Source organism: Pseudomonas sp. LBUM1673 (assembly GCF_059695645.1).
This window is the reverse complement of the sequence record NZ_CP166780.1, coordinates 79,340-96,209: the sequence shown is the minus strand read 5'-3', so window position 1 is coordinate 96,209 and position 16,870 is coordinate 79,340. Positions and strand designations below refer to the sequence as shown.

15 protein-coding genes and 1 pseudogene are annotated in these 16,870 nt (G+C 57.9%); 10 read left to right on the top strand and 6 right to left on the bottom strand.

What is annotated here, in order from left to right; genetic code table 11:
* Nucleotides 1-27: 27 nt before the first annotated feature.
* A complete protein-coding gene (locus tag ACA044_RS00445; protein WP_497444683.1) occupies nt 28-678 on the bottom strand; it encodes an HAD family hydrolase in 651 nt (216 codons plus the stop codon).
* Nucleotides 679-714: 36 nt separating this feature from the next.
* Nucleotides 715-1,269, bottom strand: a complete 555-nt coding sequence (locus ACA044_RS00440; protein ID WP_497444682.1) for a gamma carbonic anhydrase family protein — start codon at nt 1,267-1,269, stop codon at nt 715-717.
* Between the two features lie 101 nt (nt 1,270-1,370).
* Between ACA044_RS00440 and prlC the strand changes: the two genes are divergently transcribed.
* The 3 genes from prlC (at nt 1,371) to ACA044_RS00425 (ending at nt 5,847) form a co-directional block, all read left to right on the top strand.
* Entirely contained in the window at nt 1,371-3,422 is a 2,052-nt protein-coding gene (gene prlC / locus ACA044_RS00435; protein ID WP_497444681.1) for an oligopeptidase A, read from the top strand.
* Complete coding sequence (locus ACA044_RS00430) at nt 3,419-3,706, top strand: YheV family putative zinc ribbon protein (RefSeq protein WP_497444680.1); 288 nt, start codon at nt 3,419-3,421, stop codon at nt 3,704-3,706. The genes prlC and ACA044_RS00430 overlap by 4 nt, the downstream gene beginning before the upstream one ends.
* 107 nt (nt 3,707-3,813) lie before the next feature.
* The gene (locus ACA044_RS00425) at nt 3,814-5,847 is read left to right on the top strand and encodes a M3 family metallopeptidase (RefSeq protein WP_497444679.1); all 2,034 of its coding nucleotides are present in this window, start codon (nt 3,814-3,816) and stop codon (nt 5,845-5,847) included.
* A gap of 7 nt (nt 5,848-5,854) precedes the next feature.
* Here the strand turns inward: ACA044_RS00425 and ACA044_RS00420 are convergent, their stop codons facing one another.
* Both ACA044_RS00420 and ACA044_RS00415 read right to left on the bottom strand, forming a co-directional pair.
* Nucleotides 5,855-6,502 carry a dual specificity protein phosphatase family protein gene (locus ACA044_RS00420; RefSeq protein ID WP_497447338.1) on the bottom strand — a complete coding sequence of 216 codons (648 nt, stop codon included), beginning with the start codon at nt 6,500-6,502 and terminating at the stop codon, nt 5,855-5,857.
* Between the two features lie 301 nt (nt 6,503-6,803).
* A pseudogene (locus ACA044_RS00415) lies at nt 6,804-7,108 on the bottom strand (hypothetical protein).
* 231 nt (nt 7,109-7,339) lie between these two features.
* Here ACA044_RS00415 and ACA044_RS00410 point away from each other — a divergent pair.
* The 3 genes from ACA044_RS00410 (at nt 7,340) to ACA044_RS00400 (ending at nt 11,030) form a co-directional block, all read left to right on the top strand.
* On the top strand, nt 7,340-8,398 hold the full coding sequence (locus tag ACA044_RS00410; protein WP_497444678.1) for a PA0069 family radical SAM protein: 1,059 nt from the start codon (nt 7,340-7,342) through the stop codon (nt 8,396-8,398).
* A 243-nt stretch (nt 8,399-8,641) separates the two neighbouring features.
* On the top strand, nt 8,642-9,373 hold the full coding sequence (locus ACA044_RS00405) for a carbonic anhydrase (RefSeq protein ID WP_497444677.1): 732 nt from the start codon (nt 8,642-8,644) through the stop codon (nt 9,371-9,373).
* 130 nt (nt 9,374-9,503) lie between these two features.
* A complete protein-coding gene (locus tag ACA044_RS00400) occupies nt 9,504-11,030 on the top strand; it encodes a SulP family inorganic anion transporter (RefSeq protein WP_497444676.1) in 1,527 nt (508 codons plus the stop codon).
* Between the two features lie 113 nt (nt 11,031-11,143).
* On the opposite strand, the gene ACA044_RS00395 is transcribed toward ACA044_RS00400, so the two are convergent.
* Complete coding sequence (locus ACA044_RS00395; protein WP_497444675.1) at nt 11,144-11,794, bottom strand: hypothetical protein; 651 nt, start codon at nt 11,792-11,794, stop codon at nt 11,144-11,146.
* A gap of 372 nt (nt 11,795-12,166) precedes the next feature.
* Between ACA044_RS00395 and coxB the strand changes: the two genes are divergently transcribed.
* From coxB to ACA044_RS00375, 4 genes are all read left to right on the top strand, one after another.
* Nucleotides 12,167-13,294, top strand: coding sequence for a cytochrome c oxidase subunit II (gene coxB, locus ACA044_RS00390; protein WP_497444674.1), 1,128 nt, complete (start codon nt 12,167-12,169; stop codon nt 13,292-13,294).
* Nucleotides 13,295-13,376: 82 nt separating this feature from the next.
* Entirely contained in the window at nt 13,377-14,969 is a 1,593-nt protein-coding gene (gene ctaD / locus ACA044_RS00385; RefSeq protein WP_497444673.1) for a cytochrome c oxidase subunit I, read from the top strand.
* Between the two features lie 165 nt (nt 14,970-15,134).
* Nucleotides 15,135-15,692, top strand: coding sequence for a cytochrome c oxidase assembly protein (locus tag ACA044_RS00380; RefSeq protein ID WP_497444672.1), 558 nt, complete (start codon nt 15,135-15,137; stop codon nt 15,690-15,692).
* A 33-nt stretch (nt 15,693-15,725) separates the two neighbouring features.
* Nucleotides 15,726-16,613, top strand: coding sequence for a cytochrome c oxidase subunit 3 (locus ACA044_RS00375; protein ID WP_497444671.1), 888 nt, complete (start codon nt 15,726-15,728; stop codon nt 16,611-16,613).
* 16 nt (nt 16,614-16,629) lie between these two features.
* Here ACA044_RS00375 and ACA044_RS00370 read toward each other — a convergent pair whose 3' ends face one another.
* On the bottom strand, nt 16,630-16,833 hold the full coding sequence (locus tag ACA044_RS00370) for a twin transmembrane helix small protein (protein WP_497444670.1): 204 nt from the start codon (nt 16,831-16,833) through the stop codon (nt 16,630-16,632).
* Nucleotides 16,834-16,870 lie beyond the last annotated feature (37 nt).

The following is a 16,870-nucleotide window of genomic DNA, read 5'->3' as shown; positions in this document are numbered from 1 at the left end:
AGCGGGCTTGCTCGCGAATGGTTTTGATCAACGCTGCAAAAACGCCTGATGCAATTCATCCAGCGTCTCGAAATGATACGCCGGTGCTTCGGCGCTCAACTCCTCTCGGCTGCCAAACCCATAACCCACCGCCGCCGCGTCCAGCCCATTGCTGCGAGCACCCATCAGATCGTGTTTGCGGTCGCCGATCATCAGCGTATTGGCCGGGTCCAGGCCTTCTTCGCTCATCAAGTGCGCAATCAGCTCGACTTTGTTGGTCCGCGTGCCGTCCAGCTCACTGCCGTAAATCACCTTGAAATGCTTGGCGAAGTCGAAGTGCCGGGCGATTTCCCGGGCGAAAACCCATGGCTTGGAGGTTGCGATGTACAGCTGCCGCCCTTGCCCAACGAGGGTTTCCAGCAGCGGCGTGACGCCGTCGAACACGCGGTTTTCATACAGGCCGGTGACCTTGAAGCGTTCACGATAGAAGTTCACCGCTTCCCAGGCCTTGGGCTCGTCGAAGTCGTAGAACTGCATGAACGCCTGCAACAACGGCGGGCCAATGAAATGTTCGAGCCTGGTCAGGTCCGGCTCATCGATGCCCAGTTTACTCAGGGCGAACTGGATGGAGCGGGTGATGCCTTCGCGCGGGTCGGTCAACGTGCCATCGAGGTCGAACAGTACGGTTTGGTAATGCATGAAAATTCCTGAGCAATAGCGAGACGCTTTCCGTTATCAAGAGGCTTGGAGTTGGTCGTAGCCCTCGGCCAGATGCAGGTCCTTGAGCTTCACGTAGTTCGCCGCGCTGTAGGTGAAAAAGGCTTTTTCCTTGTCGGTCAGTGGCCGGATCTGTTTCACCGGGCTACCGACATAGAGGAAACCGCTTTCCAGGCGCTTGCCCGGTGGCACCAGGCTGCCAGCACCGATGATCACATCGTCCTCGACCACCGCACCGTCCATGACGATGCTGCCCATGCCGATCAAAATCCGGCTGCCCACGGCGCACCCATGGAGCATGACTTTATGCGCAATGGTCACATCGTCACCGATCAGCAAGGGAAAGCCATCGGGGTTGAACGGCCCGGCGTGGGTAATGTGCAACACGCAACCGTCCTGCACGCTGGTACGCGCACCGATTCGGATGCGATGCATGTCGCCGCGGATCACCGTCAGCGGCCAGACGGAGCTGTCTTCTCCGATTTCGACGTCGCCGATTACCACCGCCGAGCCATCGACAAAGGCACCTTTGCCCAGCAGCGGTGTGTGGTTCTGATAGTTGCGAAGGGTCACGATAGGCTCTCTCTCTTTTGCTGATAGCTGCGGTGAGCGTCGATTGTAATTAAGATGGGCCCATGTTTCTTCCCGCATGTTTTCCAGCCAAGGTGCCAACCGTGAGCGTGAACAACCCTCTTCTGCAGTCCTACGACCTGCCGCCGTTCTCGGCGATCCGTGCCGAACACGTGCAACCGGCCATTGAAAAGATCCTGGCTGACAACCGCGCCGCCATCGTCGATATCCTCAAAATCCAGGGTAAACAACCGACCTGGGCCGGCCTGGTGCTGGCGATGGATGAGCTCAACGATCGTCTAGGCGCTGCCTGGAGCCCGGTCAGCCACCTCAATGCCGTGTGCAACAGCGCCGAGTTGCGCGAAGCCTACGAGGCTTGCCTACCGGCCTTGAGCGCCTACGCTACCGAGCTGGGCCAGAACCGTGAACTGTTTCAAGCCTATGAAGCGCTGGCCAATAGCCCTGAAGCCGCCGGTTTCGACGTGGCGCAGAAAACAATCCTGGAACACGCCCTGCGTGACTTCCGTCTGTCGGGTATCGACCTGCCTGCGCCAGAGCAAAAGCGTTACGCCGATGTGCAGAGCAAACTGTCGGAGCTGGGCAGCCGCTTCTCCAATCAGTTGCTCGATGCTACCCAGGCCTGGACCAAGCACGTCACCGACGAAGCCGCCCTCGCCGGCCTGACCGAGTCGGCCAAGGCGCAAATGGCCGCCGCCGCGCAAGCCAAAGAGCTGGATGGTTGGTTGATCACCCTGGAATTCCCGAGTTACTACGCGGTGATGACCTACGCCCAGGACCGCGCCCTGCGCGAAGAAGTCTACGCCGCCTACTGCACCCGTGCGTCGGACCAAGGCCCGAATGCCGGTCAGAATGATAACGGCCCGGTCATGGAGGAAATCCTCGACCTGCGTCAGGAACTGGCAAAACTACTGAGTTTCGCCAGCTTCTCGGAACTGAGCCTGGCCACCAAAATGGCCGAGTCCAACGATCAGGTGCTGAGTTTCCTGCGCGACCTGGCCAAACGCAGCAAGCCGTTCGCCGCCCAGGATCTGGAACAGCTCAAGGCCTACGCCGCCGAACAGGGTTGCCCGGACCTGCAAAGCTGGGACAGCGGTTTCTACGGTGAAAAACTTCGCGAACAGCGCTATAGCGTCGCCCAGGAAACCCTTCGCGCGTACTTCCCGATCGACAAGGTTCTGGGTGGGCTGTTCAGTATCGTCCAGCGCCTGTACGGCATCGAGATCGCCGAACTGAAGGGCTTCGACACCTGGCACCCGGACGTTCGCCTGTTCGAAATCAAGGAAAACGGCCAGCACGTCGGCCGCTTCTTCTTCGACCTGTATGCCCGCGCCAACAAGCGTGGCGGCGCCTGGATGGACGGCGCCCGCGATCATCGCCGCACGATCCATGGCGTGCTGCAAAGCCCGGTGGCGAACCTGGTGTGCAACTTCACCCCGGCCGACAGCGGTAAACCGGCTCTGCTGACCCACGACGAAGTGACCACCCTGTTCCACGAATTCGGTCATGGTCTGCATCACCTGCTGACCCGCGTCGAGCATGCTGGCGTGTCCGGCATCAATGGCGTGGCTTGGGATGCGGTCGAGCTGCCAAGCCAGTTCATGGAAAACTGGTGCTGGGAGCCGGAAGGTCTGGCGCTGATTTCCGGTCACTATGAAACCGGCGAACCGCTACCTCAGGATCTGCTGGAGAAAATGCTCGCGGCGAAGAACTTCCAGTCCGGCCTGATGATGGTCCGCCAACTGGAGTTCTCTCTGTTCGACTTCGAATTGCACGCCACCCACGGCGACGGCCGCAGCGTGCTGCAAGTGCTCGAAGGCGTGCGCGACGAAGTCTCGGTCATGCGTCCGCCGGCCTACAACCGCTTTCCCAACAGCTTCGCCCACATCTTTGCCGGCGGTTACGCGGCGGGTTACTACAGCTATAAGTGGGCTGAAGTATTGTCGGCCGATGCCTTCTCGAAATTCGAAGAAGACGGCGTGCTCAATGCCGAGACCGGTCGCGCGTTCCGTGAAGCGATCCTGGCGCGGGGTGGTTCCCAAGAGCCGATGGTGCTGTTCGTCGACTTCCGTGGCCGTGCGCCATCGATTGACGCACTCTTGCGCCACAGCGGCCTGAGTGAGGACGCGGCAGCATGAGTGAGGGACCTGTGATTACCAAAAAACGCTTTATCGCCGGGGCGGTCTGCCCGGCCTGCAGCGAGCCGGACAAGTTGATGATGTGGAACGAAGATCTGGTCCCGCATCGCGAGTGCGTGGCCTGCGGTTATTCCGACACACTGAATGAACAAGGTCTGTCGGTGCCCAAGGAATTGGGCACCCGGGTCAATACTTCGGCACTCAAGGTGCCGGACGCCAAGGTTCAGGCCGTGCAGTTTTTTCCGAACCCGAAGTTGAAGAAAAAGCCCGACGAGCAAAACTGACTGGAACACCACCTTTCACTCCCGTGGAAGGTGGTATCTATCTACCACCTTTCTCCTGCGCTTCCTTTTAGGCTGACCACATTCAGCCTCCAGTCAAGGAAGACACCATGCCAGATAAAAATCCGCTTCTGCAGCACTGGGACCTGCCGCCCTATTCGGACGTTCGCACCGAGCATCTCGTGCCGGCCATCGAAAAAATCATCCGCGACAACCGTCAGGCCATTTCCGACATCATCACCAGCCAATCAATATTCCCGACTTGGGACGACTTTGTGCTGGCGGTCGATGAAACCGATGCACGCCTGGATGAAGCCATGGGTATCATCGAAACCCTCGCCATGGTGAAGCACGACGGTGACACCTGGGAGCTGGCAAGCGGTGCATGTCGTAATGCCGTGGCGCAGTACAAAACCGAAAAAATGAGTAATCAGGCACTGTTCCGGGCCTATCAAAAGCTTGCACAAAGCCCGATCGCAGCAAGTTTCGATGAGTCTCGCAAAGCCGTGCTGAACAAGATTCTGCGCAGGTTTCGCTTCTCCGGAATCGAATTAGCCCTCGATCAACAGCAGCAACTTGCTCGCCTGAATCGCGAAATCAGAGCGCTCGAGAGCCTGTTCCTAAAGCATCTGGAGAATGCAAGCTCGGCCTGGAGCAAGCGCATCGACAACGTAGCTCAACTCAACGGTTTACCCCTGGCGACCAAAGATCGCCTGGCACTCAACGCACAGCAGGCAGGGCATGCGGGCTGGCTGATAACCCTGGATCAGGACACCTGCAATCAAGTCATGGCCTATGCCGAAGATCGCTCCCTGCGTGAAGAGTATTTCGTTGCCTTCAGCACTCGAGCCTCTGATCAGGGCCCGCACGCCGGACAATTCGATAATGGACCGGTATTGAAATCGCTGTTGGTTCAGCGTCATCGCAAAGCCCAACTGCTAGGGTATGAAAACTTTGCCCAATTGAGCCTGGCGAACCGGATGGCGGACTCAACCGCACAGGTCAGCGGATTCCTGCGTCGACAAGTGGCGCTGAAAACATCGAGCTTCGAGGAGGATGCGCAAGCGCTCAAGGCTTTCGCGGCCAGCCAGGGCATCGCTGAGGTGCTGCCCTGGGACCACGAGTTTCTCGCCGAAAAGCTGCGCCAGCAATACCTCGATACGCCCCTGAAAAGCCTGCGCGACTATTTTCCGCTGGACGCAACCCTGCGCCGAATCTTCCTGTTCAGCGAGCGCATGTTCGGAATCCGGATCGTTGAGCAAACAACGTTCAGTCGCTGGCATGACAGCGTCCGTCTGTTTGAAGTCAGCGAGCACGGGCAGGTGGTCGGGCATATTTACCTCGACCCGTTCCATCGCAAGGAGGCCCCTGACTTTCCATGGACCGCGACACCGCGCAACCGGCGAGTGGACGCCGAAGGCCGACTGACCCTGCCAATTGCCGTTATTCATGCCAACTTCACTGAGGTTTTGGCTGATCAACCTTGTTTGCTGACTCATCTGGATCTGCGGGTGCTTTTCCATGAGTTTGGCCACTGCCTGCACCACACTCTGACTCGTTCACCACATTACACTCTTTCAGGCATCTCCCAGCTGGGACGCGACACGGCGGAATTTGCCGGGCAACTATTCGAACGCTGGTGCTTTTCACGAGAGTTTCTACTGTGGCTGGCGGCCCACTACCGCACCGGTGAACGCTTGACCGAGGCTCAAATCGATAAAGTACTGACATCGCTTCAAGCCCATAGCAGCTGGCAGTCAGCCAGATTGCTGATGGCAGGCTTGTTTGATTTCCAATTGCACAGCTCTCAAGGTGATGGCCGTAGCGTTCAGCGGGTATTCGAAGACGTACAGCGGGAAATTCCTCACTTGAAACTGTCTTCCTATAGCCGACTCGCAAACAGTTTCGATTATATGGTGACCGGTTACGGCGCGTCGGTTTACGCCTACAACTGGTCAGATGTACTAGCCACCGAAGCCTTCAAACGCTTTGAGCGGGATTGGGTTTTCAATATCCGAACAGGTAAGGCCTTTCGCGAAGCCGTTTTTTCACCTGGGGCTTCACACTCTCTGTTGTTATCTCTAGAGGCGTTTCTGGAACAGCCACTTGCCGAGGATCTTTTCCCAGTCGCAGTGGGTAGCTGAGACATGATTACTCGATGTGAGCCGATTTGAACCAGTTCTTCATCGAGCAACTGGCAAATGGACTCGTGCTGCAATCACCGTTGGCCAGCGCCGTACGAAGTTTGTCGACATCGGCCTGCATCATGTACCGCACACCGTCCTTGAAATGGGTGCTGTCACCAAAGCCGCCCTGGGTCATTTCGTTCAGGGCATCCTCTTTACTCCAGCCTTGCACCACCACCCGGTACATCGCCGCCATCAGGCCGGTGCGATCTGAGCCGTGTTTACAGTGCATAAGCACAGGGCCTTTGGCCTCGGCGGTCTGAATTGTGCGAAGGGCCTTGAGTACATCACTGTCATCCACGTGATTGGTGCGGTAGGGCAGCTGTATCTGGGTGATTCCGGGTGTGGACAACCAGATTGAGTCCGACTCGGGCAGGAAATTGATGACGGTGCCGACCTTGAGTTTCTCCAACAACGGTACCGCTGTGCGGTCGGGCAATGCACTGCGGTACAGCGTCGGAGACATTTGAAAGAGGTTGTATTTTGCTTCTACCGGTTGAGCCCACTCCGCAGGGCGAGGTAAAGCCGCGTCGTCCGCGTGGGCCAGCGTCAGGTTGAAAAGTGCGGCCAGCGACAAAAAGAGCATCGCGGGTAAAAGGCGCAGTAGGGACATGCTCAGGTTGACCGTGAAGTGTGGAGAAGTAACCGACATCCTGAACCTGGGACAGTCAAAGGCCTGTGAGGCTACTGTCAAAGAATCGTGAATAAATAGCTGATTTCCGACACAGAGGGTCATCCAGAGTGTTGCAGTCAAAGTACCCGACTTCGCTGATTGACGTTATATATAGAAAAAACGCTGACTTTCAATGATGTATTAGTTTCGAGACTAACTCCGGCAAGGGACTGAATCAGTAAAGGGAGATAAAACCAGGCCTGCACGTACACTCATGCAGGCTTGGCAACAACTATCAACTTCAGGGATTTACGATGCTGGAATAAGCCTTGGCCAAAGCCAGCAGTTTGGCCCTGTCATCATTATCAATATCGCCGTCCCCGTCCACATCGCTGTTGAGGGTCTTGATAGTGAAGGACCGGCCAGCATCGCTGGAAACCGCTGTCACATAGACGGAGTCGACCAGTGCTGCGGTCTCCACCTCATTTACCGCGTCCCATTCCAACTCTTTACGTGCAAGTTGCATCGATACCTGGGCTTCATGAGGGCTGGTGATATTGGGTACCAGCAGTTGTAAAAAATACCGCGCTGATTAAAAAGCGACATGATTAGATCCTTCTAATTATTGATCCACGACAACTTCGTGTGGAATGGGTAGTAATGGCATTTATTGTAAGCGCACCACTTTATATCTGTTTCTCGTGATGACTGCTGCGGGGCACAATTCATCTTGTTAGTTAATTTCTGGTTATCTAAGGTATGAAGCTGCCGAACGGCACTGGTCTGTCACTTGACCTTCGGATACTGTATGCACATACAGCCACTGGACTTTTGTCGATGAATACGCCTCTGCCACCCCGCGGCCGCGGCACCGCCACCAACCCGCACAACCGTTTCGCGCCTAACCGCTCGGTGGCCGAGGATGACGGCTGGTATCAGGAAGCGCCGATCACCCAAGGCACCGAGGTGCGCATCGAGACGGCGAAATCCATCATTACCCGCAACAACTCGCCAGACTTACCCTTCGACCGCTCGATCAATCCTTATCGCGGTTGCGAACACGGATGCATCTATTGCTACGCGCGACCTAGTCACGCCTATTGGGACTTGTCACCGGGGCTGGATTTCGAAACCAAACTGATCGCCAAGACCAACGCCGCCGACGTGCTGGAAGAGCAGCTGTCCAAACGCGGATATCAATGCGCGCCGATCAACCTGGGTTCCAACACCGACCCTTATCAGCCGATCGAACGTGAACACAGAATCACCCGCAAGACTCTCGAAGTGCTGCTGCGTTACCGCCATCCGGTGACCATTATCACTAAGGGCTCGCTGATTCTTCGCGATCTGGACCTGCTGGTCGAACTCGCCGAGCAAAGGCTGGTGGCGGTGATGATCAGCCTCACCAGCCTGGACGATGAGCTCAAACGCATCCTCGAACCGCGCGCCGCGGCACCCAAGGCACGACTGCGGGCGATCCGGGTGATGCGCGAAGCAGGGATTCCGGTGGGCGTTTTGTGCTCACCGATGATTCCGATGATCAACGACAGCGAACTCGAAAGCCTGCTGACCGAAGCCCATGCGGCAGGTGCCCAGAGTGCGGCTTATATGATGTTGCGCTTGCCGCTGGAAGTGGCACCGCTGTTCGAAGAGTGGCTGGCCGCCCACTATCCTCAGCGTGCAGCTCATGTGTTGAGCCTGATCCGGCAAAGCCGTGGTGGCGAACTCTACGACAGCCGGTTCGGTGCCCGTATGCGCGGTGAAGGACCGTTTGCCGATCTGTTGGCGCAACGCTTCGCCAAAACCATCAAGCGCCTGGGGCTCAATCGTCGGGAAGGTTTCAACCTGGATTGCACAGCCTTTTGTCCGCCGGGTCGCCAGATGTCGTTGATTTAAGGACAATTGGCCTATGGTGAAGTAGTGGGAAAGGCACGTCGTGTTTAGGTCGGTCACGTTTTTTGTGACCTGGAACACAAGTGTTAGAGCACTTAATTCAGTTTGAGTTAAGTTTCAACGGCTACCTTGTTCATCGAGTGACTGACGGGTCTTGCTTTTCGACCTGGATGTTTTTTATACAGCCACTGGCTTCACATCGGACAAAACGGGAAAATTCCCTGACTCCGCCAAAGAGGATGCATCATGAGTGACAAGGATAAACAGCCGTTGGCTGTGTCGGCTTCAGCCCAACCCGAGGCGGAAACCGCCGATGCAGCGCTGCAGCATATCGTTGACGGCTTTTTGCACTTTCATCACGAGATCTTTCCGCAGCAGGAAGAGCTCTTCAAAAAACTTGCCACGGCCCAACGGCCTCGGGCGATGTTCATTGCGTGCGCCGATTCACGCATCGTTCCCGAACTGATCACCCAAAGCGCCCCCGGCGACCTGTTCGTGACCCGTAACGTCGGCAACGTCGTGCCGCCTTACGGGCAAATGAACGGCGGTGTTTCCACGGCCATCGAATACGCGGTGCTGGCCCTCGGCGTGCAGCACATCATTATCTGCGGGCACTCCGACTGTGGCGCCATGCGCGCGGTACTCAACCCGCAGAGCCTGGAAAAGATGCCGACTGTCAAAGCCTGGCTGCGTCATGCGGAAGTGGCAAAAACCATGGTTCAGGACAACTGCCATTGCGCTGATGAAAACGAGAGCATGCACATCCTCACCGAAGAGAATGTGATCGCTCAGTTGCAGCATTTGCGCACGCACCCGTCGGTGGCCTCGCGCATGGCCAACGGTCAGCTGTTTATCCATGGTTGGGTCTACAGCATCGAAACCAGCGAAATCAAAGCTTACGACGCGGATCAGGGTTGTTTCCTGCCGCTCGATGGCAGCCATCCGATTCCGGTGGCGACGCCCAAAGCGCGCTTCTAAATCCTCTTCGTGTCCTGTCTCACAAATACGTTTGCGAGACAGGACACCAGATCCCTGTGTGGTTTAGCCGAGGCTGCTGATCAGGCAGCCCGGCTTTGCCACGCCTGAAGAAAACTTCGGGAGAGTCACCATGCGTGCTACTCAATTAAAAGCTGTTCTGCCACGGGAGCTGCTGGCTTCGGTGGTTGTGTTTCTGGTCGCCCTGCCCTTGTGCATGGGCATCGCCATCGCCTCGGGACTGCCGCCGGCCAAAGGTCTGATCACCGGCATCATCGGCGGTCTGGTCGTCGGCTGGCTTGCCGGGTCACCGCTGCAAGTCAGCGGCCCGGCGGCGGGGCTGGCGGTATTGGTGTTCGAACTGGTGCGCCAGCATGGTATTGCCATGCTCGGGCCGATCCTGCTGCTGGCGGGTTTTCTGCAATTGGTGGCCGGACGCTTGAAGCTGGGCTGCTGGTTTCGGGTCACGGCGCCCGCTGTGGTGTACGGCATGCTCGCCGGGATTGGGGTGTTGATCGTGTTGTCACAGGTGCATGTGATGCTCGACGCCGTGCCCAAGCCCTCAGGGCTGGATAACCTGGCGGCCTTCCCCGCTGCAGTGATTCAGGCTTTGCCCTCGTTTGGCTGGCAAGCGGGTTTGCTTGGGCTGTCGACCATTGCTGTGATGTGGCTGTGGGAGAAATTCCGCCCGCACTCCCTGCGTTTCGTTCCCGGCGCATTGCTGGGAGTCGGTCTGACAACGGTCGCCAGCCTCGTGCTCGCATTGCAGGTCAAACGCGTAGAGGTCCCGGCCAACCTGGCAGAAGCCATCGATTGGCTGCGCCCGGCGGACCTGCTCAACCTGGCAGACCCGGCCCTGCTGATCGCCGCCTTCGCCGTGGCCTTTATCGCCAGCGCCGAAACCCTGCTCTCGGCCGCCGCCGTGGACCGCATGCACAGCGGCCAGCGCTCGGACTTCGACCGCGAACTGTCGGCGCAAGGTGTGGGCAACATGCTGTGTGGTCTGCTCGGCGCGCTGCCGATGACCGGGGTGATCGTGCGCAGCTCGGCCAACGTTCAGGCCGGCGCCACCACCCGACTGTCGGCGGTGTTTCATGGTCTGTGGTTGCTGGCCTTCGTGCTGTTGCTATCGAGCGTGCTGCAAAGCATTCCGGTGGCGAGTCTGGCGGGGGTTCTGGTTTACACCGGTTTCAAACTGGTGGACCTCAAGGCCTTTCGCGGCCTGGGCCGTTATGGCCGGATGCCGATGTTCACCTATGCGGCGACCGCACTGGCAATCATCTTCACTGACCTGCTGACCGGCGTGCTGATCGGCTTCGGTCTGACGCTGGCCAAACTGGCCTGGAAGGCTTCGCGTCTGAAAATCAGCCTGATCGATCTGCCGGCGGACGGCGAGATGGAACTGCGACTGGTGGGGGCGGCAACCTTCCTCAAGGTGCCGGCGCTGACCCAAGTGCTAGGGACCATTCCGGCAGGTACAACGGTGCATGTACCGCTCAATAACTTGAGCTACATCGATCACTCGTGCCTTGAGTTGCTGGAGGAGTGGGGCCGGGCCAACGCGGCCAAGGGGTCGAAGCTGTTAATCGAAGCGCGGGGGTTGAAGCGCAGGCTTGAAGGACGGTTACGTACTACAACCGGAGTAGGTTCAGCCGGTTAAACCCCCTGTAGGAGCGAGGCTCGCCCGCGAAGGCGGCGTGTCAGTCGACATCAATGTCGAATGTCTGGCAGCCTTCGCGGGCAAGCCTCGCTCCTACAAGGTATTACATAGACTTACGCCGCTGGCTGATCCAGCTCAAGGCCCACGCCCAACTGGCGCGACAGACACGGCCAGCGCTTCCATGCGGCGCCGGTTTCCGGGCTGTTGAGTTTCTCGCGGTAGGCCTCGACGGACTCCAGCGCGAAGCTTTCATCGTTAAGCATCTCGTCCACAGCGTGATGCACCGCCTCATCCAGTTGATTGGCAAATTCCTCGCCAATCAACTGGTGGGCAATCAGGTTGGCAACAGTCATGTCCAAGGGGATCAATGGCTGGCCAAAATGCTTGATGTACAGGTCATTGACCTCTTCGACCAACCGATGCGCCAGATAAGCTTCGTCCAGCAGGCTGTCCAGGCCGACGTGACCGGCCATGATCGCTGGCGGCTGGAGGAAGAACTGCTCGGCGATTTTCAATACCGGCTTGATCTGCGATTCGATGCCCGCTTCTCTGGCGACTTCATTGGCTGCATCCAGCAGGTCCGGCACTTGCTCTATATACGCGGCCACAAAACGCGTCATCACGCCATTGGCATCGACATCCGGCAATTGGATGGCGGAGTGAAGGTGCGGCAGTTGGGTTTCCAGCTGACGAGTCAGCAGGCCGGTGTCGGCCTCATGTTTTTGGGCTTTTTGGATCTGCTCGCGCAACGCGGCGGTGTTCATGAAAACTCCAGGAAACGAAGGCAATGAAATAGGGAAGACATAAATTAGCTGGCTTATGAAAAAGGCTAAGACGCATTTGTCATAATTATTTCATCCTTGAGACATCGAAGTTATATCGATTTGCCACCACTCGTCTGCATCCTTCTCCATTCGTGACCCAGAACGCAAGTCCAACCTGTTTCAGTCGATTTACGCCCATCGCGTTGCGAGGTGGCAGTCGCTGTCTATACTCGGTTCTGAATGGAGTTAGCTGATGACGCCCGACTGCATATGCAGCAAGGCTCGGCGATTCAAGTTCGTAGTCTGAAAAAGCCGCTCCCTTGCCGCAGGTGAAAGCCGGCGGGATAAAAAGAACTATAAGGGGAACCCGCAATGATGCGACATCCACATGTCTGGATGGGCCTCCTGTTGTGGTCGATTTTCAGTCAGGCGCAAGCGGCCTGGACTGTGAATATGGCGCCTGGAGCGACTGAAATCAGTCACGCAGTATTCGATCTGCACATGACCATTTTCTGGATCTGTGTAGTGATCGGGATCATCGTCTTCGGTGCCATGTTCTGGTCGATGATGGTCCACCGCCGCTCGACCGGGCAGGTGGCCGCCAAATTTCATGAAAGCACCACCGTCGAAATTCTCTGGACCATCGTGCCCCTCCTTATTCTGGTGGCCATGGCGGTTCCCGCAACGATCACGCTGATCAAGATGTACGACAACACTGAATCGGATATCGATATCCAGGTCACTGGCTATCAGTGGAAGTGGCACTACAAATACCTGGGTCAGGACGTCGAGTTTTTCAGCAACCTGAACACCCCCGCTGATCAGATCCACAACAAGGAAACCAAGGGCGAGCATTACCTGTTGGAGGTCGACAAGCCATTGGTGCTGCCGATCGGTGCCAAGGTGCGCTTTTTGGTGACCTCCGCTGACGTTATCCACTCCTGGTGGGTGCCGGCCTTCGCGGTCAAGCGCGATGCGATTCCGGGCTTCGTCAATGAATCCTGGACCCGTATCGACAAACCCGGCATCTACCGTGGCCAGTGCGCCGAGCTGTGCGGCAAGGACCATGGCTTCATGCCGATCGTGGTCGAGGTCAAGAACAAGGCCGATTACGAGACCTGGCTGGGCGAGCGCAAGGCGGAAGCCGCGCAGCTCAAAGAGCTGACCAGCAAGGAATGGACCCTCGACGAGCTCAAGGAGCGCGGCGACAAGGTCTATCACACCACTTGCGTGGCTTGTCACCAGGCCGAAGGCCAGGGCCTGCCGCCGATGTTCCCGGCACTCAAGGGCTCGAAAATCGCCACCGGGCCGATCAAGGATCACCTGAACATCGTCTTCCACGGCAAGCCAGGCACCTCGATGGCGGCGTTCGGCAAGCAACTCTCGGAAGTCGATATCGCAGCGGTCGTGACCTACGAACGTAACGCCTGGGGCAACAACAAAGGCGACATGGTCACCCCTAAAGAAGTGCTGGAGCTGAAACAGGCGGAAAGCAAATGACCCGGTCTATTGCGTACGTAAGGAACTGCTCGGGGCATTGCACCCCGGCTCGCCCAGCCCATCCGTTTGCAGGAGACAGGACATGACTGCTGTCGTCGATGACCATGTTCATACCGGCACCGCGCACGCCCACGGCCCCGCCAAAGGCCTGATGCGCTGGGTGCTGACCACCAACCACAAGGACATTGGCACGCTGTACCTGTGGTTTGCGTTCTCCATGTTCCTGCTGGGCGGCTCGTTCGCCATGGTGATCCGTGCCGAGTTGTTCCAGCCGGGACTGCAAATCGTCCAGCCGGAATTCTTCAACCAGATGACCACCATGCACGGCCTGGTGATGGTCTTCGGTGCGGTGATGCCGGCCTTCGTCGGCCTCGCCAACTGGATGATCCCGTTGATGGTCGGCGCGCCGGACATGGCCCTGCCGCGGATGAACAACTTCAGTTTCTGGCTGTTGCCGGCGGCGTTCATCCTGCTGGTATCGACCCTGTTCACCCCCGGCGGCGGTCCGAACTTCGGCTGGACGTTCTATGCACCGCTGTCGACGACGTACGCACCGGAAAGCGTGACGTTCTTCATCTTCGCCATCCACTTGATGGGGATCAGTTCGATCATGGGGGCGATCAACGTGATCGCGACCATCCTCAACCTGCGCGCCCCCGGCATGACGCTGATGAAAATGCCGCTGTTCGTCTGGACCTGGCTGATCACCGCGTTCCTGCTGATCGCGGTGATGCCGGTGCTGGCCGGCTGCGTGACCATGATGCTGATGGATATCCACTTCGGCACCAGCTTCTTCAGTGCCGCGGGTGGCGGTGACCCGGTACTGTTCCAGCATGTGTTCTGGTTCTTCGGTCACCCCGAGGTGTACATCATGATCCTGCCGGCCTTCGGTGCCGTCAGCTCGATCATTCCGGCCTTTTCACGCAAGCCGCTGTTTGGCTACACCTCGATGGTCTATGCCACGGCAAGTATTGCCTTCCTGTCATTCATCGTCTGGGCACACCACATGTTCGTTGTCGGCATTCCGCTGGTGGGCGAATTGTTCTTCATGTACGCCACGCTGCTGATCGCGGTGCCCACCGGGGTCAAGGTGTTCAACTGGGCCAGCACCATGTGGCAAGGCTCGCTGACCTTCGAGACACCGATGCTGTTCGCCGTGGCGTTCGTCATCCTGTTCTCCATTGGCGGGTTCTCCGGGTTGATGCTGGCCATCGCCCCGGCGGACTTCCAATACCAGGACACCTACTTCGTGGTCGCGCACTTCCACTACGTGCTGGTGCCCGGGGCGATCTTCGGGATCTTCGCCTCGGCTTACTACTGGCTGCCGAAATGGACCGGCCACATGTATGACGAAACCCTTGGCAAGCTGCACTTCTGGCTCTCGTTCATCGGCATGAACATGGCGTTCTTCCCGATGCACTTCGTGGGCCTGGCGGGCATGCCGCGGCGGATTCCGGATTACAACCTGCAGTTCGCTGACTTCAACATGGTGTCGTCGATCGGCGCGTTCATGTTTGGTGCCACGCAGATCTTCTTCCTGTTCATCGTGATCAAGACCATTCGTGGCGGTGAGCCGGCACCGGCCAAGCCGTGGGATGGCGCCGAAGGCCTGGAATGGAGCATTCCATCGCCAGCGCCGTATCACACCTTCACCACACCGCCGGAAGTGAAATGAACAGCCTTGCCTTTGTGGGAGCGAGCTTTTGTGGCGAGGGAGCTTGCTCCCGCTCGGCTGCGAAGCAGACGCAAAACTTTTGGGGCCGCTTCGCGACCCAGCGGGAGCAAGCTCCCTCGCCACAAAGGCCTGCTCCTACCGGGTTATGCGTAAAGGTTAGAAATCATGGCTGATTCGATTTCGATGAAAAAACTGGTCACCCGCCTGTTGCTGGTGGTGGTAGCGATGTTTGTTTTCGGCTTTGCCCTGGTGCCGATCTACGACGTGATGTGCAAGGTGTTCGGCATCAATGGCAAAACCGCCGGGCAGTATGAAGGCGAACAAACGGTCGACGCCTCGCGACAGGTTCGCGTGCAGTTTCTGTCGACCAACTCCGCCGACATGACCTGGGATTTCTATCCCAAGAGTGATGAGCTGACCGCTCACCCGGGGGCGGTGAACGAGATGATTTTCATCGCCCACAACCCGACCGATCGCCCGATGAGCGCCCAGGCAGTTCCGAGCATCGCGCCCAGCGCAGCTGCGGCGTACTTCCACAAGACCGAATGTTTCTGCTTTACCCAGCAAGTGCTGCAGCCCGGTCAGCGAATCGAGATGCCGGTACGGTTCATCGTTGACCGCGACATGCCCAAGGATGTGAAGCACCTGACGCTGTCCTACACGCTGTTCGATATCACCGCACGTCATCCGCCCGTGGCTGTTGCAGCAAGCACCGGCGGCTAGGCGTTAAAGCGTGCCCGATAAGGAGAACAATAAATGGCAACTCACGAACATTATTACGTTCCAGCCCAGAGCAAATGGCCGATTATCGCCACGGTCGGCATGTTCGTCACGGTGTTCGGCCTGGGCACCTGGTTCAACGACCTGAAGGCTGCGCGGCCGGAATCCCATGGTCCATTGATCTTTTTCGTCGGCAGCCTGCTGCTGGCCTACATGCTGTTCGGCTGGTTCGGTACGGTGATCAAGGAAAGTCGCCAAGGGTTGTACAGCGCACAGATGGACCGCTCGTTCCGCTGGGGAATGAGCTGGTTCATTTTCTCGGAGGTGATGTTCTTCATCGCCTTTTTCGGTGCGTTGTTTTATGTGCGCAACATCTCGGGCCCGGCACTGGGCGGTGAAGGCACCAAAGGCCTCGCTCACATGCTGTGGCCGGCGTTTGAATTCACCTGGCCGCTGCTGAACAACCCGGACTCGAAACTCTTTCCTCCCCCCAAGGAAGTCATCAGCCCCTGGGGTCTGCCGCTGCTCAATACCGTGCTGCTGGTGAGTTCCAGCGTCACCGTGACCATCGCTCACCACGCCTTGAAGAAGGGCCATCGCGGCGCACTGAAAATCTGGCTGGCGCTGACCGTGTTGCTCGGTTGTGCGTTCCTCGGTTTCCAGGTCGAAGAATACCTGCACGCCTACCACGAGCTGGGCCTGACTCTGGGTTCCGGCATCTACGGCGCAACGTTCTTCATGCTCACCGGTTTCCACGGCGCCCACGTGACCATGGGCACCATCATTCTGTTCGTGATGCTGATGCGGGTCATGCGCGGGCACTTCGATGCCGACCATCAATTCGGCTTCGAGGCGGCGAGTTGGTACTGGCACTTCGTGGACGTGGTGTGGATCGGTCTGTTCGTTTTCGTCTACGTGCTCTGAGCCTTGGCGCTCATGACTACCAAGGCACGTGAGATACCAACTGGCCGCTGAAAAAACCCCAGGCGATCAAGCCGACAGTGGCGGCGGCCAGAGCAACACGAACACTCAAGGCGATGACCAGGCGATTCGAGTGGCTGTCGTCCTTGACCAGAAAAAACAGGCCGCTGAACAGGCTCACAACCGTGGCAATCAGCATCAGGACGATGGCTGTTTTGAGCATGGTGACACTCCGGGGGACAGGCGATGCATTTGAGTAT

Bases quoted from the DNA above. Each gene is read 5' to 3' on its own strand.
- ACA044_RS00405 (WP_497444677.1), top strand. From the start codon at position 8,642: ATGAGTGACAAGGATAAACAGCCGTTGGCTGTGTCGGCTTCAGCCCAA.
- ctaD (WP_497444673.1), top strand. From the start codon at position 13,377: ATGACTGCTGTCGTCGATGACCATGTTCATACCGGCACCGCGCACGCC.
- ACA044_RS00430 (WP_497444680.1), top strand. From the start codon at position 3,419: ATGAGTGAGGGACCTGTGATTACCAAAAAACGCTTTATCGCCGGGGCG.
- ACA044_RS00420 (WP_497447338.1), bottom strand. From the start codon at position 6,502: ATGTCCCTACTGCGCCTTTTACCCGCGATGCTCTTTTTGTCGCTGGCC.
- coxB (WP_497444674.1), top strand. From the start codon at position 12,167: ATGATGCGACATCCACATGTCTGGATGGGCCTCCTGTTGTGGTCGATT.
- ACA044_RS00445 (WP_497444683.1), bottom strand. From the start codon at position 678: ATGCATTACCAAACCGTACTGTTCGACCTCGATGGCACGTTGACCGAC.
- ACA044_RS00425 (WP_497444679.1), top strand. From the start codon at position 3,814: ATGCCAGATAAAAATCCGCTTCTGCAGCACTGGGACCTGCCGCCCTAT.
- ACA044_RS00370 (WP_497444670.1), bottom strand. From the start codon at position 16,833: ATGCTCAAAACAGCCATCGTCCTGATGCTGATTGCCACGGTTGTGAGC.
- ACA044_RS00400 (WP_497444676.1), top strand. From the start codon at position 9,504: ATGCGTGCTACTCAATTAAAAGCTGTTCTGCCACGGGAGCTGCTGGCT.
- ACA044_RS00380 (WP_497444672.1), top strand. From the start codon at position 15,135: ATGGCTGATTCGATTTCGATGAAAAAACTGGTCACCCGCCTGTTGCTG.
- ACA044_RS00375 (WP_497444671.1), top strand. From the start codon at position 15,726: ATGGCAACTCACGAACATTATTACGTTCCAGCCCAGAGCAAATGGCCG.
- ACA044_RS00410 (WP_497444678.1), top strand. From the start codon at position 7,340: ATGAATACGCCTCTGCCACCCCGCGGCCGCGGCACCGCCACCAACCCG.
- ACA044_RS00395 (WP_497444675.1), bottom strand. From the start codon at position 11,794: ATGAACACCGCCGCGTTGCGCGAGCAGATCCAAAAAGCCCAAAAACAT.